Annotated in this window: 25 protein-coding genes and 1 tRNA gene; 13 read left to right on the forward strand and 13 right to left on the reverse strand. The window is 40.2% G+C overall.

The genetic code is table 11. The annotated features are described in order from the left end of the window. Positions 1 to 115: 115 nt before the first annotated feature. From lnt to miaB, 5 genes are read right to left on the reverse strand one after another with little or no spacing between them, the layout of a single operon-like run. Positions 116 to 1675 carry an apolipoprotein N-acyltransferase gene (lnt, locus tag KSO91_RS00565; RefSeq protein WP_238740266.1) on the reverse strand — a complete coding sequence of 520 codons (1560 nt, stop codon included), beginning with the start codon at positions 1673 to 1675 and terminating at the stop codon, positions 116 to 118. After that, positions 1668 to 2537: a CNNM family magnesium/cobalt transport protein CorC gene (corC, locus tag KSO91_RS00570; RefSeq protein ID WP_238740268.1), complete on the reverse strand. Its 870-nt coding sequence runs from the start codon at positions 2535 to 2537 to the stop codon at positions 1668 to 1670. The genes lnt and corC overlap by 8 nt, the downstream gene beginning before the upstream one ends. A 9-nt stretch (positions 2538 to 2546) precedes the next feature. Continuing rightward, positions 2547 to 3023: an rRNA maturation RNase YbeY gene (gene ybeY, locus KSO91_RS00575; protein ID WP_238740270.1), complete on the reverse strand. Its 477-nt coding sequence runs from the start codon at positions 3021 to 3023 to the stop codon at positions 2547 to 2549. Further along, on the reverse strand, positions 3023 to 4045 hold the full coding sequence (locus tag KSO91_RS00580) for a PhoH family protein (protein WP_238740272.1): 1023 nt from the start codon (positions 4043 to 4045) through the stop codon (positions 3023 to 3025). The genes ybeY and KSO91_RS00580 overlap by 1 nt, the downstream gene beginning before the upstream one ends. Positions 4046 to 4060: 15 nt before the next feature. Beyond that, complete coding sequence (miaB, locus tag KSO91_RS00585) at positions 4061 to 5482, reverse strand: tRNA (N6-isopentenyl adenosine(37)-C2)-methylthiotransferase MiaB (RefSeq protein WP_238740274.1); 1422 nt, start codon at positions 5480 to 5482, stop codon at positions 4061 to 4063. A 189-nt stretch (positions 5483 to 5671) separates the two neighbouring features. On the opposite strand from miaB, the gene KSO91_RS00590 reads away from it, so the two are divergent. Next, a complete protein-coding gene (locus KSO91_RS00590; protein WP_238740276.1) occupies positions 5672 to 6829 on the forward strand; it encodes an FAD-dependent monooxygenase in 1158 nt (385 codons plus the stop codon). A gap of 1261 nt (positions 6830 to 8090) precedes the next feature. Here the strand turns inward: KSO91_RS00590 and KSO91_RS00595 are convergent. The 4 genes from KSO91_RS00595 to KSO91_RS00610 form a co-directional block, all read right to left on the reverse strand. Next, positions 8091 to 8435 (reverse strand): GNAT family N-acetyltransferase, encoded by a 345-nt coding sequence (locus tag KSO91_RS00595; protein WP_338049718.1) that lies wholly within the window; start codon positions 8433 to 8435, stop codon positions 8091 to 8093. Positions 8436 to 8794: 359 nt separating this feature from the next. Continuing rightward, positions 8795 to 9271: a phosphate-starvation-inducible PsiE family protein gene (locus KSO91_RS00600; protein WP_238740278.1), complete on the reverse strand. Its 477-nt coding sequence runs from the start codon at positions 9269 to 9271 to the stop codon at positions 8795 to 8797. 136 nt (positions 9272 to 9407) lie between these two features. Beyond that, positions 9408 to 9483, reverse strand: a tRNA-Arg gene (locus KSO91_RS00605). 42 nt (positions 9484 to 9525) lie between these two features. Continuing rightward, a complete protein-coding gene (locus tag KSO91_RS00610; protein ID WP_238740280.1) occupies positions 9526 to 10677 on the reverse strand; it encodes a flagellar assembly protein T N-terminal domain-containing protein in 1152 nt (383 codons plus the stop codon). 196 nt (positions 10678 to 10873) lie between these two features. Between KSO91_RS00610 and KSO91_RS00615 the strand changes: the two genes are divergently transcribed. Beyond that, entirely contained in the window at positions 10874 to 11638 is a 765-nt protein-coding gene (locus KSO91_RS00615; RefSeq protein WP_238740282.1) for a FlgO family outer membrane protein, read from the forward strand. A gap of 92 nt (positions 11639 to 11730) precedes the next feature. Beyond that, positions 11731 to 12228, forward strand: coding sequence for an LPP20 family lipoprotein (locus KSO91_RS00620; RefSeq protein ID WP_238740284.1), 498 nt, complete (start codon positions 11731 to 11733; stop codon positions 12226 to 12228). Positions 12229 to 12266: 38 nt separating this feature from the next. On the opposite strand, the gene KSO91_RS00625 is transcribed toward KSO91_RS00620, so the two are convergent. The 3 genes from KSO91_RS00625 to flgA all read right to left on the reverse strand — a co-directional run bounded on the left by KSO91_RS00625 (position 12267) and on the right by flgA (position 13798). Beyond that, positions 12267 to 12686 (reverse strand): flagella synthesis protein FlgN, encoded by a 420-nt coding sequence (locus tag KSO91_RS00625; protein ID WP_238740286.1) that lies wholly within the window; start codon positions 12684 to 12686, stop codon positions 12267 to 12269. A gap of 28 nt (positions 12687 to 12714) precedes the next feature. Further along, entirely contained in the window at positions 12715 to 13032 is a 318-nt protein-coding gene (gene flgM, locus KSO91_RS00630) for a flagellar biosynthesis anti-sigma factor FlgM (RefSeq protein WP_238740288.1), read from the reverse strand. Positions 13033 to 13108: 76 nt separating this feature from the next. Then, entirely contained in the window at positions 13109 to 13798 is a 690-nt protein-coding gene (gene flgA / locus KSO91_RS00635) for a flagellar basal body P-ring formation chaperone FlgA (RefSeq protein WP_238740290.1), read from the reverse strand. 119 nt (positions 13799 to 13917) lie between these two features. Here flgA and KSO91_RS00640 point away from each other — a divergent pair, with 119 nt between their 5' ends. From KSO91_RS00640 to KSO91_RS00685, 10 genes are all read left to right on the forward strand, one after another. Then, positions 13918 to 14856, forward strand: coding sequence for a chemotaxis protein (locus tag KSO91_RS00640; RefSeq protein ID WP_238740292.1), 939 nt, complete (start codon positions 13918 to 13920; stop codon positions 14854 to 14856). Between the two features lie 10 nt (positions 14857 to 14866). Further along, positions 14867 to 15697 carry a CheR family methyltransferase gene (locus KSO91_RS00645; RefSeq protein WP_238740294.1) on the forward strand — a complete coding sequence of 277 codons (831 nt, stop codon included), beginning with the start codon at positions 14867 to 14869 and terminating at the stop codon, positions 15695 to 15697. Between the two features lie 417 nt (positions 15698 to 16114). Continuing rightward, positions 16115 to 16516 (forward strand): flagellar basal body rod protein FlgB, encoded by a 402-nt coding sequence (gene flgB, locus KSO91_RS00650; RefSeq protein WP_238740296.1) that lies wholly within the window; start codon positions 16115 to 16117, stop codon positions 16514 to 16516. Between the two features lie 21 nt (positions 16517 to 16537). Then, complete coding sequence (gene flgC / locus KSO91_RS00655) at positions 16538 to 16957, forward strand: flagellar basal body rod protein FlgC (protein WP_238740359.1); 420 nt, start codon at positions 16538 to 16540, stop codon at positions 16955 to 16957. 3 nt (positions 16958 to 16960) lie between these two features. Then, positions 16961 to 17659 carry a flagellar hook assembly protein FlgD gene (locus tag KSO91_RS00660; RefSeq protein ID WP_238740298.1) on the forward strand — a complete coding sequence of 233 codons (699 nt, stop codon included), beginning with the start codon at positions 16961 to 16963 and terminating at the stop codon, positions 17657 to 17659. Positions 17660 to 17671: 12 nt separating this feature from the next. Continuing rightward, positions 17672 to 19063, forward strand: a complete 1392-nt coding sequence (flgE, locus tag KSO91_RS00665) for a flagellar hook protein FlgE (protein WP_238740300.1) — start codon at positions 17672 to 17674, stop codon at positions 19061 to 19063. A 133-nt stretch (positions 19064 to 19196) separates the two neighbouring features. Then, positions 19197 to 19943, forward strand: a complete 747-nt coding sequence (locus KSO91_RS00670; protein WP_238740302.1) for a flagellar basal body rod protein FlgF — start codon at positions 19197 to 19199, stop codon at positions 19941 to 19943. 56 nt (positions 19944 to 19999) lie between these two features. Beyond that, a complete protein-coding gene (gene flgG, locus KSO91_RS00675; RefSeq protein WP_238740304.1) occupies positions 20000 to 20788 on the forward strand; it encodes a flagellar basal-body rod protein FlgG in 789 nt (262 codons plus the stop codon). A gap of 11 nt (positions 20789 to 20799) precedes the next feature. Continuing rightward, on the forward strand, positions 20800 to 21483 hold the full coding sequence (gene flgH, locus KSO91_RS00680) for a flagellar basal body L-ring protein FlgH (RefSeq protein ID WP_238740306.1): 684 nt from the start codon (positions 20800 to 20802) through the stop codon (positions 21481 to 21483). A 35-nt stretch (positions 21484 to 21518) separates the two neighbouring features. Continuing rightward, positions 21519 to 22619, forward strand: a complete 1101-nt coding sequence (locus KSO91_RS00685) for a flagellar basal body P-ring protein FlgI (RefSeq protein WP_238740308.1) — start codon at positions 21519 to 21521, stop codon at positions 22617 to 22619. 80 nt (positions 22620 to 22699) lie between these two features. Here the strand turns inward: KSO91_RS00685 and KSO91_RS00690 are convergent, their stop codons facing one another. After that, positions 22700 to 24022 carry a Na+/H+ antiporter family protein gene (locus KSO91_RS00690; RefSeq protein WP_238740361.1) on the reverse strand — a complete coding sequence of 441 codons (1323 nt, stop codon included), beginning with the start codon at positions 24020 to 24022 and terminating at the stop codon, positions 22700 to 22702. Between the last annotated feature and the right edge of the window lie 65 nt (positions 24023 to 24087).

Here is a 24087-nt window from a genome sequence, read left to right on the forward strand (position 1 = left end):
ATGATTGATTACGTAGTTGAGCGTAGGAATAATCGCGATTAAAGTTAAGAGATCGTACTAATTGGCATATTTTCACGGGAAGTCAGAGCGAAAATGCTTGTGTTTTATTCCCCATTTAGACTTTTTTTCGTTTTTTACAGCCGAAGAACAGCCCAATCAGTATCAATAAACAGTATACGTAAAGAGGAAATGAGCCATAAATTTGGTAGGGAGTTTGGCCAAATGCAGGGTGTACCATGGTGCTTAAGACCTGTGCACTATTAACTGGCAGTCTGCCTAACTCTTTTCCTTGGGCATCAAAAATTGCGGTTATGCCATTGTTTGTACTGCGCAGCAGCGGACGAGCAAACTCTATTGCACGCATTCTGGCAATCTGTAAATGCTGAGCTGGGCCGATGGAATCACCAAACCAAGCGTCATTACTTAATGTTAATAACATTCCCGTTTTTTTGCTCATGTTTTTTCTTAACAATTCGGGAAAGGCTATTTCATAACATAAAGCCGTGGCGAATGTGGTCGAGCCACTTTGCAAGTTAGACTGAATTTCAGTCCCGCGCTGAAAACTCGACATCGGTAGATTAAAGTAGGGGGCAAGCGGACGCAACAGATTTTCAAAGGGAACAAATTCACCAATGGGTAACAAATGGTGCTTTTGGTAGCGATTTTTTCCAGTTAAAGCGTAGCCATCGCCTACGGGTAATTTACCTATTGCGATAATGGTGTTGTAGTAGGCATTATCGTCTAATGTATAACCAATAATACCCGTAATTAAGGTTTTATTTTTCTCTGCTAGTTTAATTGATAAGGGTTGTAAAAATAATTGCATATCGATTTCGAGTGCCGCAATAGCCGATTCTGGCCAGATAATTAGCTCGGGCTGCTTATCAAAGCCAGTCTCACTCAGATCGAGGTATTTAAATAGAGAGGGATAAAGCTGATCCTTTTGCCATTTTTGATTTTGGTCTATATTACCTTGTACGAGGGAAACCCTTATTGCGGATTGCGGTTTGCTGTATTGCTGTTTTTGTAAAATAGTGCCACTGATAAGCAAGCTGCATATGAGCGCGAGATTGAGCACCATTTTTTGTTTTTGGATCAGTAACGTGAGCGCCCCACAAATTATCATTATCGCCAGTGTGATACCTTGTACGCCTAATATAGGAGCAAATCCGACCAAAGGGGTATCTGCATGGCTATAACCTAAATAGGCCCAAGGAAAACCAGTTAATATATAACCTCTGAGCCAATCTGAAATCAGCCAAAAAACGGGGATAAGGAATAGATAGCGGGTTGTATCAGATAACCATAAAAAGCGACTGCTTGCCCACAATGCCGAAGCGGGGAAAAGGGCTAAATAGGCGCACAACATAATAATTAAAAGCGCACTAACCGCAATGGGCATACCACCGAACAGATCCATACTGACATAAATCCAGTGCAGAGTAGCAATAAACATGGCGATGCTAAAAGTATAACTGATTAAAAAATAGCGTTGTGTACTTTTTTGAACTTGTTGTAATAATAAAAAAAAGCCGATAAAAGAGGGGTAAAGTACCCACCAATGTTCAAAAGGAGAAAAGGCGAATACTTGCATTGCACCTAAAGCAAGGGCAACTAAAAGTTGTCCTAAAATATGGGTGCTAAATGCCGCCAGCGTTCGGCGTAGTTTATTCATTAATCGCTTTTAATTCTTTTGGGATGCGCAGTTGTAGTTGTACCAAACGGCGGCTATCGGCATTGGTTACTTTGAATTTATAGTCGTCTATTAAAATGCTCTCTCCACGATCAGGTAAGTGGCCAAGCTCATGTACTATTAAACCGCCGATGGTGTCTTGATCTTCGCTATTAAATGAAGTTGAAAAATATTGATTAAAGTCATCTATTGATGTTAATGCATTAACAACATAGGTTCTTTTACCAATTTTACGAATTTCATCGGCTTCTTCGTCATCAAATTCATCTTCAATCTCACCGACAATGACTTCTAAAATATCCTCAATGGTCACCAGTCCCGATACACCGCCATATTCATCGACAACAATGGCCATATGATAACGTTTGCTGCGAAACTCTGTTAATAAGGAGTCTAAGCGCTTACTTTCAGGTACAACGACCGCTTCGCGGAGAATGTCTTCAATTTTGAAGTCATTGGCTTCTGTGGTAAAGCCAAATTTAATGAGGTCTTTTGCGAGCAATAGGCCGACAACATGATCTTTATCTTCAGTAATAACAGGAAAGCGTGAGTGCGTTGATTCAATAATTTCAGGCAGAAATTCGTCAACGGTTTGATGCAAACCTAAAGTAACCATTTGTGAACGCGGGATCATAATATCGCGGACGCGTAATTGAGATACATCTAACACGCCTTTGATCATTTCTTTGGTTTTTTGATCTATGACTTCGCGTTGTTTTGCGCCTTGAATTATATCCAGTAACTCTTGTTGGTTTTTCGGCTCGCCTTGGAATAGATTACCGATTTTATCGAATAGTCCGGATTTTGAATTATCTTGTACTGATTGGGCTTTGTCATCTGACATTAATTTTATTTACTCTTTTTCACTTAAGTATGGATCGGCAAAACCCAATTCGATTAACAGTTTTGTCTCTAGGGTTTCCATCTCGTTAGCCTCTTGATCACTGATATGATCATAACCTAGCAGGTGCAGCGTGCCATGAATAAGCATATGTGCCCAATGCGCAGTTAAAGGTTTACCTTGTGTTTTGGCTTCATTTTCGACTACCTGTTTACAGATTACCAGATCGCCGAGTAAAGGCAACGTGATCCCAGGTGGATTTTGAAAAGGAAATGACAACACATTAGTCGCTTTATCTGTGTGCCTGTATTGAAAATTCAATTGTTGGCTTTCCGCTGAATCAACGATACGGACGGTTAATTCAGCTTCTTTAGGTGTTGTCTCACTGCCGGCAATAATCGCCGCGTGGATCCACTCTTCGATTGCGCTTAATTCAGGTAATGCATCTTCATTAGCACTAGCAATTTGAAGATCAACAAACAGATCCATTATTTTTTTCCTACTATTTCAGCTTGACGTTCAAAGGCCTCATAGGCTTTTACAATACGAGCAACAACCGGATGACGCACCACATCATCGGCAACAAAGAAACTAAAGCTGATACCTTCTTCGACCCCGTTAAGTACTTCAATCGCATGGCGCAGGCCAGACTTCTGATGGCGTGGCAGATCGATTTGCGTGATATCACCGGTGATCACGGCTGTGGAATTAAAACCGATACGAGTTAAAAACATCTTCATCTGCTCTATCGTGGTGTTTTGTGCTTCATCTAGAATCACAAAAGCATCATTTAAGGTGCGTCCGCGCATATAAGCAAGCGGTGCAATTTCAATGATATTACGTTCAATCAGTTTTTCCACTTTTTCAAAACCTAACATCTCAAATAAAGCATCATATAAAGGGCGTAAATAAGGATCCACTTTTTGCGCTAAGTCGCCTGGTAAAAAACCTAATCGTTCACCCGCCTCGACCGCAGGACGAGTGAGCAGAATACGGCGTACTTCTTGGCGTTCTAATGCTTCAATAGCACAAGCCACCGCTAAATAGGTTTTGCCGGTACCGGCCGGACCAACACCGAAACTGATATCATTTTTTAAAATATTATTAATATATTTAGTTTGGTTCTCGCCACGCGGTTTAATTACGCCACGTTTAGTTTTGATAGAAAGATGTTGAAAATCATTTTCTTGCTCTGCTGGCAGTACTTCCAGCAAACGGTGAGTAGCAAATAAATTTTGCAGCGCAAGATGCACATTACTATCAGGTAATGATGGGCTTTTACCTTTTATAGTTTGCGTTTCAATATACAGCTCTTTTAATAGGTCAGAACAAGCTTGAGCGTAGCGATGCTCTCCGACAACTTGAAAGTGGGCATTGCGGTAAATAATTTCAACACCTAAACGGCGTTCAATCTGTTTTAGATTGTCATCAAAAGCACCGCATAATACGGCTAAGCGGCTTGTATCTTCAGGTACTAAATCAAGATGAACTGTAGTCAGCTTTGTAGTCAAAATGGTGAGCCTTTTTTATTCTGGTGTAAATGATGAAACACCTAAGGTGTCTTGATGTTTATTAACGATGTCGCTAGGGCGAATAGCTGCACGTAAGTTCATTTCAGATTCGTCACGGATAAATTTACCGCGAATCGAGTTGCTATGCACTTCTGTAATTTCCACATCAACAAACCCACCAATAGAGCGATGATCGCCTTCAAAGTTAACTATACGGTTGTTTTCAGTACGGCCAAAGAGTTCCATAATGTTTTTTCGTGAAGGCCCCTCCACTAAAATGCGCTGTACAGAGCCGACCATGCGGCGGCCAATTTGCTGGGAATGCTGATGAATTCTATCTTGCAGTATCGCTAAGCGCTGCTTTTTCGTTTCTAGTGTGACATCATCAGGCATATCAGCAGCCGGCGTGCCTGGGCGTTGGCTGTAGATAAAGCTGTAACTTGTATCAAAACCGATATAATTGATCAGCCCCATTGTCTGCTCAAAATCTTGCTCGCTTTCATTGGGGAAACCGACAATAAAGTCTGAGCTTAGTGTTAAATTAGGACGGACTGCTTTTAAACGGGCAATTATATCTTTGTATTGTGCAACACTATGTCCACGTTTCATCAGATTTAAAATGCGATCAGAGCCTGCCTGCACCGGCAGGTGCAAAAAATCCACTAGCTCAGGAGTATCTCGGTATACATCAATAATATCATCTGTAAAATCGAGCGGGTTGCTAGTGGTGTAACGTAGGCGATCGATGCCGTCAATAGATGCGACATAGCGCAATAGCTCAGCAAAACTGCAGGTTCCACCATCGTGTGTGGCCCCGATAAATGAATTTACATTTTGACCTAACAGGTTAACTTCACGTACCCCTTGCTCTGCCAACTGAGCTATTTCCAATAGTATATCATCAAGCGGGCGGCTCACTTCTTCACCGCGAGTATAAGGGACAATACAGTAGGTACAGTATTTGGAACAGCCTTCCATTATCGATACAAACGCAGTTGCACCATCTGCTTTCGGCTCTGGTAAGCAATCAAATTTTTCAATTTCAGGGAAACTGACATCAACAACGGCACCAGTACCCTGTTGAACCTGCTTGATCATCGCAGGCAAACGGTGCAAAGTTTGTGGGCCAAAAATAATATCAACATAGGGTGCCCGACGGCGGATAGCTTTGCCTTCCTGAGAGGCAACACAACCGCCCACACCGATAATTAAATTTGGGTTTTTATCTTTTAATTTTCTCCAGCGCCCGAGTTGGTGAAATACTTTTTCTTGCGCTTTTTCACGAATTGAGCAGGTATTTAATAAAATAACGTCAGCATCTTCTGCATTATCGGTTGTGATATAACCGTTGGTGGAATTTAAAAGATCGGCCATCTTAGATGAATCATACTCATTCATCTGGCAACCCCAAGTTTTGACGTGTAATTTCATACTCATAATTTACTGCTCATACGGTTATTCTAAAATGAAGAGGTCGCATTTTACGCAGATCAAGACTAACTTGCTACTTTTTGTTTGCCTATCCTAACGCTTCGTGCAACGGTACATTAAATTAACAAATTTTCTCCATTAGTCAGGATAATTTGCTTACAATGTTTGTGGTTTATATTAACAAGGAAATTCGGAATGGAAAATAGGCAAGTCATTGTGGTTGGCGGCGGTTTAGTTGGTGCTTTAACTGCATTGTTATTAGCCCAAAAAGGTGAATATATTCACCTTATTGAAAACAAAGACCTGATTTCTCCTCTTGAAAATTCACCTTTTGATCTGCGAGTCTCAGCCTTTAGCGCGCAAAGTAAAAAATTACTTGAATTAGCGGGCGTCTGGAATCTACTTCCGAAAAATCGGTTATGTGCGTATCAACGCTTACAAACTTGGGAAAAGGGCAGCGAAAAACTCTGTTTCGATAGCACTGAAATAGGTCTTGATGCATTAGGTTATATTGCCGAAAATCGCTGGATTCAAGCTGTGTTATGGCAATCTCTAAAAAGTTGTGCCAATGTGCGCTTTTATGAAGGGCGGGAAGTGCGCACTCTTCATAACGCTGACTCAGGTGTTAGTGTTTATCTGGATAATAATCAGCGTATTGATGCGCAGCTGTTAATCGCATGTGATGGCGCAAAATCGGCAGTGCGAGGTTTATTAAATATCGCTATTACGGCATGGGATTATCGCCAACACTGCATGCTGATTAATATTAAAACCGATGCGCCAGAGCAAAATATCACTTGGCAGGAGTTTCGTGAAAGCGGACCATGCGCTTTTTTACCTCTTGCAGACAATAACGCCAGCTTAGTTTGGTATCATCATCCGCAAAAAATAAAATACTTAAATTCTTTATCTAAAGTGCAATTAAAAAAGGCGATTATTGAAGAGTTTCCTGTATTGCCGTTTGCTTTCAGTGTGCAAGATAATGGCTCATTTCCCTTAACGCGTCGTCATGCGCAGCGCTATTATAAAGGCTCATGTGTACTCTTAGGTGATGCAGCGCATACTATTCACCCATTAGCTGGGCAGGGGGTTAACCTTGGTTTTAAAGATGTGCAGTGTTTAGTCGAACTACTGGAAAATAGCTCTGACTTGCCTATCCCCGTTTTACTCAAACGTTATGAAGCAAAAAGAAAACCAGCCAACCTGCTGATGCAGACAACGATGGATCTTTTTTATAAAAGTAGTAAGTGTGAATTAGATTCGCTGCGTCTATTACGTAAGGGGATTTTGCACTTGGCGCAGAATAGTGGCGCGCTTAAAAAACAGGTGATGCGCTATGCGATGGGGCTGTAATACCCAATATAGCTACATGCTTATGTAGATGACTCAGGTTATTTTTTGTAAAAAGATTAAAACCACTACCACGCACACTTCATGCGACTGCGAAACTGCGTTTCGGTTCGCATTCATTAACAGAGGCGCTGCGCGTTATACAGAGAAAAAACTAATAGACTAAAATATAAGCTAATTATTATTTTTTATGTTTTTCTCTGTTTTCCCTCATTTTACTCTGTGGTGCAATTTTTTGACGAGTTTTTATCTTTTCCCATTTTCACCTGAGTTAAGTGCATAAGCATGTATAACTATTTCCCTTGCGCCTAAATATCCCCCTTTAATGAAATTGCTATAACCTGACGGTGATTTCCATTTTTATTTTAACCTCAACTTGAAATAGCTGCGCTGTATCGAGTTGCTTATCCCAAGCTGAGGTTATTTACTTTGTCGGCCGCTTATCGATGGCATATTGATGAACCTTGTGCGCACAATAAAAGCAGTCGCCAGTTACAACAACTGCCCTGCATCAAGCCCCCAATGGTCGTGGGATCAAAACGAAATCGCCGACATGTTTTTTCTCGAGGAACTCGCTTTGTGTGTCCGCAATCCTTTCGAGCGGAAATGTCTTTGCTACAAGTGGTCGCAACTCGCCGCGTTCAATGCAAGTAATCATCTTTGAGAAAACGGGTTCGCCCCATGTCGTACAGCCTAGCAACTGCAAATCTTTCAGATAAAAAATGTGCATGTCGGGGGGCTTCGAGGAAACATATCTTCCACTGCGATTCCGTACTTTCAACAGGCCGCCAAAAACTCCCCCGCAACATTGTCAATACGACATCTACTGAGTCCCCGAGGCTGACAACAACATCCTGTTCACGTTCGATAACACGTCGGCTCCGAGGGAAAGCACTTGCTTCATCTTGGCCTTTACTGCAATTACAGTTACAGTGACTCACCGTCGTTTCGCCAACTGCACGACGGCAGAGCCGACACCACAGGGGGCTCCGGCGACCAACATATGCTCTCCTTCGACCCACTTCTCCGCGATGCACCATGTTTTCAGCCGTTCCGTAGGCATACAGGCTCGCTCTAACTGCAGTCCACAGCGAATACCGGAACGTTGACAAACGGGGCGAAGGCGCCGTCGAAATCAGAGCGCATTCAGATGTTGTCCATGAAATCAAAACCAGACTGGCGCATGCATGCTCGCACGAGTACTCGAGGGCCGATGGTGCTTTCGTCCCCGCCTGTCTGTGCTTGCTTTTGCTTGCTCTTATTTTTATCCACTGACGTTGCGCGCTATCATGAGAACTTCATCGGCGGAATAAAGGTTCTTAATGGTTGTTTCGATTTCAGCGCCCAATGTTTTTTTATATAGTGCCTGTGCAAAATTATCTGCACGCGTTGTCACCCAAATATGCTTTACAGTCGAACCGTGTAATAACAGCTGTTTCTTGACTAAAGGAAGTGATTCATTAATCAACTTTCGACCAATCCCTTGCCCTTGGAAATTTGGTGATACTGCTAGTTGCTCAAGCTCAAGAACGGCTGCAGGACGGAAACCACTCTTTTGAAGCCAAATTATATAACCAGTAATTTCGTCATTAGTTTCAGCGACAAATATTAAAGATCGAGGGGGAGGCGTTAAAGTTGCATTGCATCCATTGGTATGAGTTTTTTTGCCTTACGAAGGCTAACTGATGGACACTAGCAGCACCTTCTAAATCCGTATTTTTCATAAACCTAATTTTCATATTCCCTCCTATACCCATGATACCTCAAGGTGCTTTATCAGGACTCTGATCGGAGACCATAATTAGGCGCAGTATGAGGGTAATGGTGACTCCTTTATCGAGTGCTGTAAATGCTGACTTTGCAACTTTTAACTGCTAGCACAACTGCGACAACGACATTAAATCCAAGTACAGTAATGTATATCAAATCTATTAATTGAATGTCCAACAATGAGTTGAATAGGCATTATTAGGTTCTTTTTGTGATTAGCCAATACGTTACCCCTAATGCCAAAATAACGGCTGCCGTTCCATATACAAATTCCGGTTGCATTTCATTAAAGTCAAAAATAATCACTTTTCGTGCAACAGCCATAAGCGCTGTTGCAATAACTAAACGCACAGGTATAACATTGCTGCTGAGGTACATACTTATATTAACAAATATTTCGATCGCAATAAGGACTGCCAAAAAGGCCCCAAATGTTGCAATAATATCATCAATCTGCAAAAGCAAGAACGGAGGTTCGGAGAGTCGTTGATATAATACATATATAACATCACCAATCCCCCAGACGATAACAAGAACCATGAGCACGGCAAGTATTTTTACTGCGATGCGTATGATTATATGCAAAAAACGAATGGTAGGATCTTCATGTTCCAGAAGAAGGTGAAGACCGGGATCATCTTTGGGTGTTAAATGCTCTTCTTGTTTCTTGGTCATAAATCACCTCAATATTAGATATAATCTAACTATAGATGGTGTCTACTCATTATGGGGAGCCCTGAGATATCTACACCTGATTTTAGGTTGTGAGATTAAATGTTGTAATTGCTAACTGTGCAGATTTTGTGATGATTGGTCTCTCCACAGGGACTCGAACCCCGATCATCCGCTTAGGAGGCGGGTGCTCTATCCTGTTGAGCTATAAAGAGATATCGCTAAGTCTATTGATTATAAAGACATTATGCAATAATTTATTGTTTAATTCGCGCTAAATCATTAATTTGAATATTACCCAGTGGCGCTTTGTCTATTGTGCGTAGAATAGCACTTTTTTCATGTACTTCAATAACTTCCATCGCATCTTGGTAGTGACTTTCGGCACTTCGTTCAATACCAAATTGGTCTTTATAATTACTTGAATAGGATAAGCCTAACAGAGCCCCTTTCTTAATGCCGTTGAGTGCCCCTAAGTTGATTTGTACACTATTATTGTGTACAGAAATTACTTTTGCAGTTGGCAATTTGCATTGCAGATGCCTTTCTAAGTCAACATTAACATCATCGAGCAAGGAGATAATCGCTTGTCCATAATCTCTCTGCCAAAACAATTTACTGTGTAAATCCGCTGTTGCATGTTTATTATATTGCCATAACGCTTCTGCTCTATACTGTTTAGTTACTAGTAATTCTCCCTGTAGTGCGTCGTAGAGGTACACTGTCAGATAAAAGTGGCGGGGGGGATTACTTAGCCAATAACTGATTGAGTTCTTGCTTTTAAATTCCACTGAAAGATCATTGATTTCACCATAAACAATATATTGACTGTCGGTTTGTGTTGATAGCGCGCGTAAGGTATCAACAAGATTACGGTCATTATATTTTTCACCTAATTTTACGGGGATATTGACCAACTGCCTTAGATTTAAAGTTTGCGGTGAAAGTGCCAGTAGGTTATAAAGCGTTTTGGTTACCTGTTGATTAATTGCGTGCAAATTACCATCTACGGCTTGATCCGGATTATTTAATTTAAAACGTGTTATTGAAATTGATTTAGGATAATTGCTGCCTTGGCAGTTATCTTTGGGTACTTCTATATCCACTTTTATTGTCACGCTTATTTTATTGTTCTCCTCTGTTTCATCGATCATCGTTAAAGCTTTTATTTCTCCTTCGCTATTAAGAAGCAATTGGTTCTCTACAAGTATGCCGTTATTCACCTGTTGCAAACTTGATATTGTTCCGCCTGAGAAGAGTAAAGCGTTTTTTACTGCTTGTTTAAGTGCTTTCTCACGGGCACTGTCTAGATCATTATCGATAATGAAAGCCTCGCCAGATGATTGGAACCATTGTGCGTTTGTGACACTGCAAAACAGCAGTAATATGAATATAAAAGATTTGCTCATTGGATTACCTTTAGTCTCAATATGAAAATACTAGCGCATACTCTTAGCGTTTATAAACTAAGCAAGATTTGCACCATAAATTAAATATTACCTATAATGGTAATATTTATTAAAGTTATTCTCGGTTTTGCCGATACCTTTTGATGAATTTATAGATCTGTTTATTAGTTAGTTCATTGCCCAAGGTAGGTATTAAATGAGAAATTTATTGGTAATCTCCATCACATTATTACTGCTACAGGGGTGTACCCAGCTATCGTCAGATGAGTCTGAAAAAGACGTTACGCCAGTAGCCAACATAGAACGAGCAAGCAGTGATGACTCTCTTTATTATTATATTGCTCATTCTACGAATCAGTCCGATGAAAACCTCGATGTAGATCATGATGCGCTAGTGACTGCTATTGAGCCGACTGGTTATGGACATTTATATTTATTCAATGGTGAAAAATCGCTGATATTGTCAGACGTTGTCAGTAAAATGGCAGATCAGTTACTCTCCAACTTCCCGCAAAAATACCGTTTTGGCGCTATTGCATTAACCTCTATCGTTGATTTAAGAGATCATCAAGTAACCAATTGGGTTGGGCAAACAATTTCAGAGCAATTTATTCATGAACTTCACATTCGTGATCTGAATATTATTGATTTTAAGCTAACAGGGGATATTCAGCTCACTCCACAAGGTGAATTTGCGTTAACACGAGACTGGAAAAAATTAAGTAAAAGTGTCGATGTTCAGCATATATTAGCGGGGACAATGTCTCGTAATGAAGAAGGGCTGATCATTAACGTGCGTATTGTTAATATAAACTCAAAGCGAGTTGAATCGACTAGCAGTGCTTTTATACCAGAAACTATGTTCGTCGGAGGGGAGTATGATTATCAAAATAAGAAATATTTTTCTCGCGATAGTGATTTAGCGCAAAAAGGTAGAAGTCAGGTGCGTTTAGTTAAATAAAAAATAAATTTAGTTTGTCATGGCTTGTTTCTTGCTTGATATTGCAGGTGTGGGGGTTTTTGACGCCGATTAGACTAAGCAAGGAATAAATTATGCAATGCCAATATAGGTTGAATTCAATTCTTTTATCGACGCTGTTAGTTAGCGTATCCCTTTCTTTATTCTCCTGTGCTAAATCAAATGATCAAATTAAGCAACATGATAGCGCAATGGAGCGTTATCAATACACTTTTACGTCTGTCGGTTATGCGCCAATTGCAGCTCAGAAAGGAGCAACCTTTGATGTGCAGATGTTAAACGCTATTAAAGCCTCGAAGTTGGAGGCGTATAAAGAGTTAGCTGAACAGATTTATGGTGTTTTACTGAATGCCGAAAATAGTGTTACTAATGCTAGCTTACAGAGTGATCAGATTGAAAGTCGTGTACAGGGACTGGTTAGGGGCGCACGCGTTTTAAAGAGTTATCATCGGGGAGATATCTACATCACCGAGTTGGAGTTAAATATGAGAAGCCTCTTTTTTATACAGGCCCCTGAGTTTAATGAAAAGGAGATGCAGGTAATACAAGTTGAAAAACAAATTTATTACTAAGGAGTTAAGTATTAAGAAGGATCAATGTTAGCGGTAGGTTAAGCTTGAATATCTTTGCCTAGTAGACTCGCACTATTAAGTGCCCCTTTTTGATCGTAAGTGACTGAATTTTTTCCTGTGGCTTGTTTTATCAGTTGCATTAAGTGTTTATTACTTTTCATGCTTAACTCAACTAGTTGGCCATTCACTGCGTTGTTTTTTTGACAAATTGGAAGTAGATTTTCAATTTTGTCTTTTATGGCACGCAATTCTTTATCTTCTTTTATCTCGTTCTGTGATATTTTTGTAGCAAGAATTTTATCAAGATCATTGATAACGTGTAATAATTTCTGCTTCTTCAGCAGAATTTCATTAAGCTGTGAAAAGTTTTTTTCTTTTAGGCAAGCAGTCTCTGCTTCAAGTGTTAACTGTAACGCTTGAACCGATTCTAATTGTTGAGTCAGTTGTGCTAATAGCATATTCGTATCTATTCTCTTAATGTTTCAACTAACCAAATGCTTTACTAAAATCACCTTCAAATTGACTAAGCTTTTCTGCTAATCGCTCTGTGTTGATTTTATAATCACCATTTAAGATAGCTGCTTTCAGTGTTTCAATGCGCTTTTGATTCACCTGTGGCTCTTCTGATGATTGTTTTTGCATTTTATTTAAGGTTAACGCTTGCGGGGTAAGTTGCACTGAATCTTTGCTACTACCGCTGCTCGCTGTTTGAGTTTGCTGACTGACATCCTGTTGTTTTTGAACTTTATTTTGCTCAATCACAATGTTTTTTTGGGGTGCTTGTCGGTTTATATTTATACTCATAATAATATTCCAAAAGTATCACGTAATAATTATATCGGCGGATACAATTATTTCTTTAGTAATAAATAACAAAAAATCAGAATGACACCTGAACTTCTTTTAGGGCCGAAACTCTTCCGACAATAATGCGTTGCGTGCGTGAATTTTTAACCCTTACGGTACCACCAATATTAGCATCACTTAGCGCAATTCCTGAAGCTTTAATTGATAAGCCACTATTAATTGCTAGGATAGTTACTTTGTCGTCTTTGCAAACAAAACAGACATCTCTATCTTTGATTATTTTATTCGCTGACAAATTTCGTTTTAAGCGTGTTCCAATTAATAGTTCAATATCGGAAAAACTGCCATTTCTAATTTGTAATTTATTAACGAAACTAGATTTTATATTTGCTAAACTAAGTCGTTGTCCTTTTCGGAGTGATTGGCTGGTAACAATACGTGGTAATAATATATGTATTCTGGCACGCACATAAGTTGACCATAGTTTGTCATCTAAGCAGGTCACTTTAATCGATATATTTTTTTTTATCTCGTTACCAATAATTTCCCCTGTCAGATCAGCCGTGCAGGCGGTAAAAGTGAGTCGTTTATCAAGAGGTGCTATTTTAATTTGTAGTTTTTGTTCACTATTGTGCTTATTTGAAGCTTCATATTTTGCAAAAATAAGAGACTCAGCAAAATTTTCGATCTCTTTTCGGTAATTGCTTTCAGCAAAAGTGCAAGAAGAGCCTAAACTAAGCAAGATAATGAGAATATATATCAAAATAATGACCTTATTCGTTAATGAATTACCGTTTCAGTGATACATTAATACTAACGCGATTGTCGTCATAATAGTACGACTGCTTGTAAATACCGATAAGAATATAAAAGGAAGAGAATATGGCTGGCGTGTTAGATTCAGTAAACAAGCGCACTCAATTAGTTGGACAAAATAGACTTGAGCTACTGCTTTTTAAATTAGGAGGAATTCAACGCTATGGCATCAACGTATTTAAAGTGAAAGAGGTTTTGCAATGTCCCCCTTTGACTAGTCTCCCTAAACTTCATCCATCAATTAGGGGTATTGCCAATATTCGCGGAAAAACTATTTCTGTTATTGATATGAATTTAGCAACCGGAGGGCGGGCTCTTGATAATATAGCTGATCGTTTTATTATCATCACCGAATATAATCGCTCGGTGCAGGGATTTTTAGTGGATTCTGTTGAACGCATCATTAATATCAACTGGGAAAATATTTTACCGCCACCTAGTGGTGTTGGACGTTATAACTATTTAACCGCAGTAACCGAGATCGATGGTTCATTAGTTGAAATTCTTGATGTGGAAAAAATTCTTGATGAAATAGCGCCTGTGAATACCGAAGTGGCTGCGAATGTGATTGAAGAAGGAATAAAAGAAAAAATAGCAAATAAGAAAATTCTTGTTGCTGATGACTCCTCTGTTGCGCGTAAGCAGATACAAAGAGCTATAACGGCATTGGGCATTGAGTGTGATTTAGTTAAAGACGGTAAAGAGGCGCTTCTTCTATTACAAGATATAGCAAAAACACAACCTGTTACAGACCGTTATGCATTAATGATTTCTGATGTGGAAATGCCTGAAATGGATGGTTATACGTTGACTGCTAACGTTAAAGCAAATCCTGATTTGGCGGGTCTTCATATTATTTTACACACATCTTTAAGCGGTGTTTTTAATCAGGCGATGGTTGAGAAAGTCGGTGCGGATGATTTTATTGCTAAATTTAATCCAGATGAATTAGCAACAGCAGTGCAAAGGGTTATCCACCTAGACGCCCTAAAAAATAATAAGTGAGAAACAATTTGTGAGAGCACTTTCAGATGATATTTATAAACAATTTTCTGATTTTCTAGAAGTACAGTGTGGAATCGTGCTCGGGGGGAATAAGCAATATCTTGTAAAAAGTAGATTAATCCCTTTAATGACTAAGTTTTCAATTGAAAAACTCTCTGATTTAATCCATCAATCAATGAGTTACAAAAATAGAGAATTGAGAACAGCCGTTATTGATGCAATGACTACCAATGAAACTTTATGGTTTCGGGATAAATACCCTTTCGAATTACTGTCTCAAAAAATATTTCCTGAAATATTGGAGAAAAAAAAGAGTATTAAAATGTGGTCGGCAGCGAGTTCCTCTGGACAAGAAGCTTACTCTATTGCGATGACGGCAATTGAGTATCAAAAACAAAAAGCTGTTTTAGGTATGAATGTTCAGATCGTTGGTACGGATATTTCTAATACGATGTTAGAGCAATGCAAAATTGGAGCGTACGATATGCTTGCTTTATCAAGAGGTTTATCTGATGAACGTAAAAGGCAGTTCTTTGATCGTGTCAATGACGGCTCTGGTAAAATGCAAATTAAAACCGAAGTCAAAAAAATGACTAACTTTCGAAGTTACAATTTATTAGACAGTTATTCTATATTGGGTAAGTTTGATATTATTTTTTGTCGTAATGTACTTATCTATTTTTCAAGTGAAGTGAAATCTAAAATTCTAAATCAGTTCGCAACGGCTTTAAATCCTGGTGGGTATTTGATTATGGGCGCATCAGAATCGATAACAGGGCTAACCGATAAGTTTGAGATGGTGCGTTGTAACCCTGGTATTATTTATAAACTTAAAAGTTAAATATTAACCATGAAAACTTGCCTCTTTATTGCCAATAAAGAGGCAAGTTTTGCCACCCAAGTAATCAGCCCCCTTTGTTTTACATTACCACCTTTCCAACAATCAATTATTTATGCGATTGTCCGCGCAATAGTGCCTCGCTTATTTATGTAAGACAAAATCTACTCATTATCTCTTCATTTATGCTTGTTTAAATGGATGCTAGTTAAACACACATAACATTTACTTTTTTGGTTTGTTTTTAAATTATAACAATCAGTTACTGAAATACATGCCTTGTTTTACCCTATTTTCTCTAGGCTAAAATAGAACATTTAAGTAATATAATGGGTATAAATCCCTCTCTTTTTATTAACTCTACTGAGTAATTTTTTTTATGGCATAAAGTTTGCATTATATTTTTCATAGGAGAAATTTATGGCGATTAACTTTGAAAGTGCATTAGGAATTCATCAACATACTTTGGGTATTCGTGCTCAGCGAACTGAAATTTTGGCGGGTAATATCGCCAATGCGGATACACCCAATTACAAAGCACGAGATATTGACTTTAAAGACGCATTGCAAAGTGCGCGATCTCGTTCTGGCATGAGCTTAACTCGCACCAATGAGAGCCATAAATCTGCCCAATCTTTTTCTTTGGCTCAGTCTGGCGAACTGTTTCGTACGGGTAATCAACCTGATACTGGTGATGGTAATACCGTCGATGTAGAAGTGGAACGTAACCTATTTATGAAAAACAGTATGGAATATCAGGCCAGTTTAGATTTTCTCAACAGTAAAATTTCAGGTTTGCGCAAGGCCATTAAAGGTCAATAATCAGTCGCTAGGAGAATCATGATGAGTTTATTAAGAGTATTAGACATATCAGCAACCGGTATGAGCGCTCAGTCTGTTCGATTAAATACCACTGCCAGTAATTTGGCAAATGCGAATAGTGTCAGCAGTAGTGCAGAGCAAACCTACCGATCTCGCCAACCTATTTTTGCAGCGGAATTAAACCGTGCTCAAGGTGGTTTAAGCAGTGACGTGGGTGTGAAAGTACAAGGTATTGTTGAAAGTGATGCGCCTTTAAATAAAGAGTATGCACCAAACCATCCAAAATCAGATGCCGATGGTTTTATATATCATTCAAACGTTAATGTGATGGAAGAGATGGCCAATATGATTAGTGCGTCGCGAGCTTACCAAACCAATGTGCAGATTGCCGATGCAGCCAAACAAATGTTAAGCCGTACATTGCAGATGGGCAAGGGGTAATCTATGACGACAATTAGTAATTACAGCGCATTGAATCTAACTACGCCATTAACAGCAGATCAAGTTGCTGCTAATAAAGAGATAGATGCCAAGCAGCAGTTAAATCAAGAAGACTTCTTTTCCTTGCTATCACAACAACTTGCTTATCAAGATCCCTTTAAACCGGTTGATAACTCGGAAATGATTGCGCAAATGGCATCGTTTACCACTGCCGAGGGTATTACCACTATGGGCAGTGAATTTGCTGGAATGAAAGAAGTTCTGACCTCAAGCCAAGCCTTAGAAGCATCATCGCTCGTGGGCAAAAAAGTGCTGATCCCCAGCAATATCTCTTATCTGCCGGAAACTGGCGGTGTATCAGGCTCAATTAGCACCACAACAGGGGCTTATAGTGCGATGCTCACCGTTGAAGATGCTAATGGCAGCGTTGTCCGTTCGATAAGCCTCGGCGATATTGGAGCCGGTAATAAACGTTTTTCATGGGATGGTTTAGATTCACAGGGGAATCGTGTTAAGGCTGGTCAATACACATTAAAAGCAAACGGCTTAGTTAACGGTCAAGGTGAAGAATTAACGACTGCATCATATGCGCATGTCGAAAGTGTCAGTTTAGGTGGCGGACAAACAGGGGTTAATCTAAATCTACAAGGTTTAGGTGGTATCAAACTTACAGATGCAATTGAAGTTGCAGAAAATATATAAAAGGAAAATATTATGTCTTTTAATGTAGCATTAAGCGGAATATCGGCAGCTCAAAGTGATCTGGATACGACTGCAAATAATATTGCCAATGTTAATACAGTTGGCTTTAAAGAATCGCGTGCGGAGTTTGATAGTGTCTATGCCAACTCACTCTTTTCTAACAGCAAAACAAAAACTGGCGATGGTGTTTCTATTGCCGCTGTTGCGCAGCAATTTAGTCAGGGTAGCTTGAAGTTTACGCAAAACCCGTTGGATTTAGCGATTACAGGCAGTGGTTTTTTTGCTACATCGGCTGATATTAGTGAGCGCGATTTAAGTTATACACGCGGTGGCGAATTTAAACTTAATAATGACAATTATATTGTTGATAATAGCGGTAACTACTTGCAAGCCTTTCCGGTTAATAGTGATGGAGATTCATCCTCTGTGAGTTTAAGTACTACGGAGCCGATTCGCATTCCAGAAACGGCAGGTACCCCAGTCAAGACTTCAGAAATTGGTATTACTTTGAATTTACCTTCAGATGCTACAACCCTTGATCCCGCTAATTTTAATCCAAATGATCCAGCTACTTATAATAATGCAACATCGGTAACTATCTATGATTCGTTAGGGCAATCACATACTGCTAACACTTTTTATATTAAGCCAGAAAATGGATCTTATACAGATACTAACCAGTGGATAACCTTTGTTACTGTTGACAATAAAGCTGTCGATGCGTGGGACACCACAACCGGGGCTGAAGCGACTGTTACCTATGATATTGATGCCGATGGTGATGGATCTGCAGATGGTACTCCATTGGATGCATCTTATACTGATACTGATGGTGTGATTCATACGGGTGTGGTATTAACCTTTGATGCGGTCGGTGGTTATACGGGAAGTTCTCCTGCAAATCTTGCCTTCGAACCATTAGGTGTTAATGGCGCAAAAGTTTTAGACGCTGGTGCAGATGGTAGTCAGGCATTTACCCTAAACTTTAAAGAGCCAACTCAGTTTGCTTCTTCATTTCAAGTGACCGCGTTAGAGCAAGACGGGTTAACCGTAGGACGATTAACTGGTGTGGAAATTGGCAGTGATGGTCTGGTCAAAGCGACATACAGTAATGGGACATCACAGCCTTTATCACGCGTTGCCATCGTCCGTTTTCGTAATGAGCAAGGTCTTTCGCAAAATGGTTCAAATTGGACTGCCTCGCAAAATTCGGGAGATCCTATTGCGGGAGAGGCGGCTTCTGGCTCATTTGGCGCGATTAACTCGGCAGCACTTGAACAATCTAACGTCAATTTAACGACGGAGCTAGTCGATTTGATCACAGCACAAAGAAACTTCCAAGCTAACTCACGTGCATTAGAGATAGATAACACATTACAACAAACTATTTTACAGATCAGATAATCTGTTCTATCAGGGTTCTCCTACTTTAATCAACGCACCTATTTAGGTGCGTTTTTTTATTTTCCATTTTTGTTTTATTGGCGCATATTTTGCATATTTATTATTATAAAACCCAATCGTTTAAGGAACACAAATGGATCGCTTTCTTTATATCTCAATGTCTGGTGCCAAAGAGAGTATGAATGCTTTGGCAATTCATGGTAATAACCTCGCAAATGCAAGTAAAACTGGATTTAAATCCAGTTTCGAACAAGCCCGCAGCATGCAGGCTTATGGAGAGGGGTTACCGACTCGTGTTTTCTCTTTAACCGAAGAGCCAGGGCAAAACTTTGAAAGCGGTATATTACAAACGACAGGTAGAGATTTAGATGTTGCGATTGAAGGTGATGGTTGGTTAGTCGTTGATTCGCAATTAGGCGGTGAAGCGATGACACGTTCCGGCGGCTTAAATATTAATCAACAAGGTTTCCTCGTGGATACTCAGGGGAATCAGCTGGTAGATAGACAAGGTAATCCCGTTTTTATTCCGTTACCCGTTGAAAAATTTAGTATTCGTAAAGATGGTGTGGTTGAAATTCGTCCTGAAGGCGCCCCTGCTGATGCAATGGAAGAAGTTGCCCAGCTGAAGCTAGTGAATCCTAGCATGAAAGGTTTAATGCGCGGCCAAGATGGTTTATTTAGACGTATTGATGGCGTAGAACCTGAATTTGATGAACAGGTATCACTGCAAAGCGGCACACTGGAAGCCTCTAATGTGAATTTAAGCAGTGAATTAACCAGTTTGATTAATTTACAACGTCAATTTGAAATGCAAATTAAAATGATGAGCAAAGCGGAAGAGATGGACAAAGCTTCTGAGTCTCTATTGCGTGTTGTGTAACTTAAGCCTAAGGCATTGTTAAACAATCGGCATTCAATTAATAAAGGAGAAAGGTTATGCATCCCGCTTTATGGATAAGTAAAACAGGGTTAGACGCCCAACAGACCAACGTGGCAACTATTTCTAATAATCTAGCCAATGCGAGTACCGTCGGTTTCAAAAAAAGTCGTGCGGTTTTTGAAGATTTGCTCTATCAAAATATTAATCAGCCCGGTGCCAATGCGACACAAAATACTAAACTGCCATCTGGCTTAATGATTGGCTCTGGTGCCAAAGTAGTGGCGGTGCAAAAGAATTTTGCGCAGGGGAATGCACTGACTACCAATAACTCCTTAGATATTATGATTGATGGGAGTGGTTTTTTTGAAATAGAGATGCCAGATGGTAGTTCTGGTTATACACGTAATGGCCAGTTTCAGTTAAATGAAGAGGGGATTATCGTAACGCCTGGATCCGGTTACCCGCTATTACCGCAAGTGCAGATACCCGCTAATGCGCAATCAATCAGTGTCGGTTCGCAAGGTGAAGTCTCTGTGCGTCTGGCTGGGCAAGCGGATAATCAAGTGGTTGGTCAGTTAAATGTAAATGATTTTGTGAATCCATCAGGGCTTGAGCCAATTGGTGAGAATTTATATACCGAAACGGGATCCAGTGGCGCACCACTACAAGGTGTACCTGGTGGCGACGGGATGGGATTTTTACGTCAAGGCATGCTGGAAACATCAAACGTTAATGTAACGGAAGAGTTAGTCAACTTAATTGAAAGCCAGCGCGTTTATGAAATGAACTCTAAAGTTATTTCAGCGGTTGATGAAATGCTCTCTTACGTTAGCCAGCAATTATAATAGGGGGCGTTATGTTTAAACTAACACTATTAGTCAGCCTTGCTTTGTTAGCAGGCTGTACCTCACTGCCCAATGAGCGCGTTAAAGATGATCCTGAGTTTGTGCCTGTTGAGCCAGTTGAGGCCGATTATGACGTTGCCACTACAGGCTCTATGTACCAAGACAGTTATGCTAATAACCTTTATTCTGATATTAAAGCGCATCGTATTGGTGACATTATTACGGTGTATTTAGACGAATCAACGTCTGCGAAGAAAAAAGCAGGCAGCAGTCAGGGTAAGAGCAACAGTTACAATCTGGATATTGATCCAGTGACGTTACCCGGCACGGGCACAAGTCCTATATCAATTACAGGTGTTGGCATAGGTTCAAGCCAAACAAGTCAGTTTGAAGGCGATGCCGATGCTGATCAAAGTAATAGTTTAAAAGGTAGTATTACCGTCAATGTGACACGAGTATTAAGTAATGGAAATCTAGAAATTCGTGGTGAAAAATGGTTAATGTTGAATAATGGTGAAGAGTTTGTGCGTATTAAAGGGGTGATTCGTTCAGAAGATGTACAAGCAGATAATTCGATTTCATCAATGCGCGTGGCGAATGCTCGCATCCAGTATGGTGGCACAGGTGATTTCGCTAATACCCAAAAACAGGGCTGGTTAACGGCATTCTTCAATGGTCCATATTGGCCATTTTAAACTCAAAGCTTAAAAGTTAAAACAAGGAACTGATTATGAAAGCAATATCGCGATTACTCTTGTCTGTTTTACTGATGACCTTTTTAACACCCAGTTATGCCGCGCGAATTAAAGATATTGCCAGCGTAAAAGGGGTGCGCAGTAACCAACTGGTGGGTTATGGTTTGGTCGTTGGTTTACCCGGAACGGGTGAAAAAAGCAGTAAATTTACAGAGCAAGCCTTTGCGACTATGTTGCGTAATTTTGGCATCAATATTCCGGCTGGTGAAACATTAAAGATAAAAAATGTTGCCCCAGTTGCGATCACTGCAGAATTAAAGCCGTTTACTAAGCGTGGTCAGAAAATTGACATTACCGTCTCGGCGATTGGTGAGGCGAAAAGTCTGCGTGGTGGTGAACTACTACAAACCTTCTTAAAAGGGGTGGATGGTAATGTCTATGCACTTGCTCAAGGTAGTTTAGTCGTCGGTGGCTTGGGTGCCGAAGGCGCAGATGGATCTAAAGTGGTAATCAATACCCCGACTGTCGGTCGGATTTCTAATGGCGCGATTGTTGAGCGTGAAGTTAAATCTCCTTTTTCACAAGGTGATACAATTACCTTTAATCTACACCAGTCTGATTTTACCACTGCCAAAAGAATGGCGGATACGATTAATAACTTAGTGGGGCCAGATACTGCTACTTTATTAGATGCAACCTCTGTACAGGTGCTTGCCCCTCGTGATATTTCGCAGCGGGTCTCTTATTTATCAACCTTAGAAAACCTTCAATTTGAACCGGCGCGCGGCAGTGCAAAAATTATTGTCAATTCACGTACCGGTACTATTGTGATCGGCCAAGATGTTAAATTATTACCAACAGCGATCACCCATGGCGGAGTGAGTGTCACGATTAGTGAAAATAAAGCGGTGTCACAGCCGAATGCACTTGCGGGGGGGAATACAGAAGTGGTGGATAACAGTATGATTAATGTCACCCAAGAAAATGCGCGTATGTTTAACTTCAATACCGGTGTCAGTCTCAATGAATTAGTGCGCGCAGTGAATGAGGTAGGGTTGGCACCTGGCGATTTAATGGCAATTTTAGAAGCGCTTAAGCAAGCAGGTGCATTGCAAGGTGAGTTAATTATTATCTAACACATCTTTGTACATAAAAAGGGAAAGTCACACTCGGCTTTCCCTTTTTAGTCTCCTCTTTTGCAGTTTTTCAACCTTTTTTATAACGTCATAGCCGCTAACCAACCAAATACAATTAAGGGTAAATTGTAGTGGATAAAGGTCGGTACGACAGTGTCCCAAATATGGTCGTGATTTTCATCCGCATTTAACCCCGATGTTGGCCCTAAGGTTGAATCAGATGCAGGCGAACCTGCATCACCCAATGCCGCTGCTGTTCCAACTAAGGCAATTGTTGCCATAGGAGAAAAACCAAATGCGATAGCAAGTGGCACATAAATGGTGGCAATAATTGGAATGGTGGAAAATGATGAGCCAATTCCCATCGTCACGAGCAGGCCCACTACCAGCATTAATAACGCGGCTAGTGGTTTATTGTGATCGATATTTGCAGAAAGCATTTCAACTAAGGTTTCAACTCCCCCAGAGGCTTTCATCACAGCCGCAAAACCAGCTGCCGCAATCATAATAAAGCCGATCATCGCCATCATGTGCACACCCTTGGTGAAGACATCATGGGTCTCTTTCCATGCGATAACGCCACCGACAGTAAAGACCACAAAGCCTACCAATGCACCAATAATCATTGAGCCGGTTAAAAGCTGTGTTGCTAATGTAGCGATAATGGCTACCAAAGCAACTCCAATATGGCGTATGTTGAATTGTCTAGATTCAGCTTGCTTGATTACTACCTCTTTGTGCTTGTAAATTCGCGGTTTGCGGTAACTGATAAATACCGCAATGAGCAGGCCGATAACCATCCCTAAAGCGGGTAGAATCATCGCAGTGGGAACTTGGCTTGCTGTCACATCTAAACCATTCTCATGCAAATTCTTTAATAAAATATCATTTAAAAAGATACCGCCAAAACCGATAGGCAATACCATATAGGGCGTAACCAAACCAAACGTCAGTACACAAGCGATCATACGTCTGTCTAAGCGTAATTTAGCAAATACTGTCAATAAAGGAGGTATTAGAATGGGAATAAAAGCGATATGAACAGGGATAATATTCTGTGATGATACGGCCATTAATAAGATTAAGGTGAGTAGAGAGTACTTAATCATATTGGTGAGATGATCTGGGTGTCTACCATGAATTTTTTTAATAACGGTTTGTGCTAACAGGTCAGTAATACCTGATTTAGAAATCGCCACAGCAAAGGCACCTAACATTGCGTAACTCAATGCGATAGTTGCGCCACCACCGAGCCCGCCTTCAAATGCGCTGATCGTATCACTCATCGACATACCGGCGCTTAAACCGCCAATTAAGGCACTGAGCGTTAAGGCCACCACCACATTAATGCGTATTAAAGAGAGCGCAAGCATCACGCAAACCGAAAGTAAAACGGGGTTGATCATAGAGAGTCCTTGTTGGAAAAAAAGGGCATTTTACGTGACTGACCATTTTTATAAAGACAATT

Origin of the sequence: Psychromonas antarctica, assembly GCF_022267535.1 — a bacterium.
Classification (GTDB): domain Bacteria; phylum Pseudomonadota; class Gammaproteobacteria; order Enterobacterales; family Psychromonadaceae; genus Psychromonas; species Psychromonas antarctica.

Bases quoted from the DNA above. Each gene is read 5' to 3' on its own strand.
- lnt (WP_238740266.1), bottom strand. From the start codon at position 1,675: ATGAATAAACTACGCCGAACGCTGGCGGCATTTAGCACCCATATTTTA.
- corC (WP_238740268.1), bottom strand. From the start codon at position 2,537: ATGTCAGATGACAAAGCCCAATCAGTACAAGATAATTCAAAATCCGGA.
- ybeY (WP_238740270.1), bottom strand. From the start codon at position 3,023: ATGGATCTGTTTGTTGATCTTCAAATTGCTAGTGCTAATGAAGATGCA.
- miaB (WP_238740274.1), bottom strand. From the start codon at position 5,482: ATGAGTATGAAATTACACGTCAAAACTTGGGGTTGCCAGATGAATGAG.
- KSO91_RS00590 (WP_238740276.1), top strand. From the start codon at position 5,672: ATGGAAAATAGGCAAGTCATTGTGGTTGGCGGCGGTTTAGTTGGTGCT.
- KSO91_RS00600 (WP_238740278.1), bottom strand. From the start codon at position 9,271: ATGACCAAGAAACAAGAAGAGCATTTAACACCCAAAGATGATCCCGGT.
- KSO91_RS00610 (WP_238740280.1), bottom strand. From the start codon at position 10,677: ATGAGCAAATCTTTTATATTCATATTACTGCTGTTTTGCAGTGTCACA.
- KSO91_RS00615 (WP_238740282.1), top strand. From the start codon at position 10,874: ATGAGAAATTTATTGGTAATCTCCATCACATTATTACTGCTACAGGGG.
- KSO91_RS00620 (WP_238740284.1), top strand. From the start codon at position 11,731: ATGCAATGCCAATATAGGTTGAATTCAATTCTTTTATCGACGCTGTTA.
- KSO91_RS00625 (WP_238740286.1), bottom strand. From the start codon at position 12,686: ATGCTATTAGCACAACTGACTCAACAATTAGAATCGGTTCAAGCGTTA.
- flgM (WP_238740288.1), bottom strand. From the start codon at position 13,032: ATGAGTATAAATATAAACCGACAAGCACCCCAAAAAAACATTGTGATT.
- KSO91_RS00640 (WP_238740292.1), top strand. From the start codon at position 13,918: ATGGCTGGCGTGTTAGATTCAGTAAACAAGCGCACTCAATTAGTTGGA.
- flgB (WP_238740296.1), top strand. From the start codon at position 16,115: ATGGCGATTAACTTTGAAAGTGCATTAGGAATTCATCAACATACTTTG.
- flgC (WP_238740359.1), top strand. From the start codon at position 16,538: ATGAGTTTATTAAGAGTATTAGACATATCAGCAACCGGTATGAGCGCT.
- KSO91_RS00660 (WP_238740298.1), top strand. From the start codon at position 16,961: ATGACGACAATTAGTAATTACAGCGCATTGAATCTAACTACGCCATTA.
- flgE (WP_238740300.1), top strand. From the start codon at position 17,672: ATGTCTTTTAATGTAGCATTAAGCGGAATATCGGCAGCTCAAAGTGAT.
- KSO91_RS00670 (WP_238740302.1), top strand. From the start codon at position 19,197: ATGGATCGCTTTCTTTATATCTCAATGTCTGGTGCCAAAGAGAGTATG.
- flgG (WP_238740304.1), top strand. From the start codon at position 20,000: ATGCATCCCGCTTTATGGATAAGTAAAACAGGGTTAGACGCCCAACAG.
- flgH (WP_238740306.1), top strand. From the start codon at position 20,800: ATGTTTAAACTAACACTATTAGTCAGCCTTGCTTTGTTAGCAGGCTGT.
- KSO91_RS00685 (WP_238740308.1), top strand. From the start codon at position 21,519: ATGAAAGCAATATCGCGATTACTCTTGTCTGTTTTACTGATGACCTTT.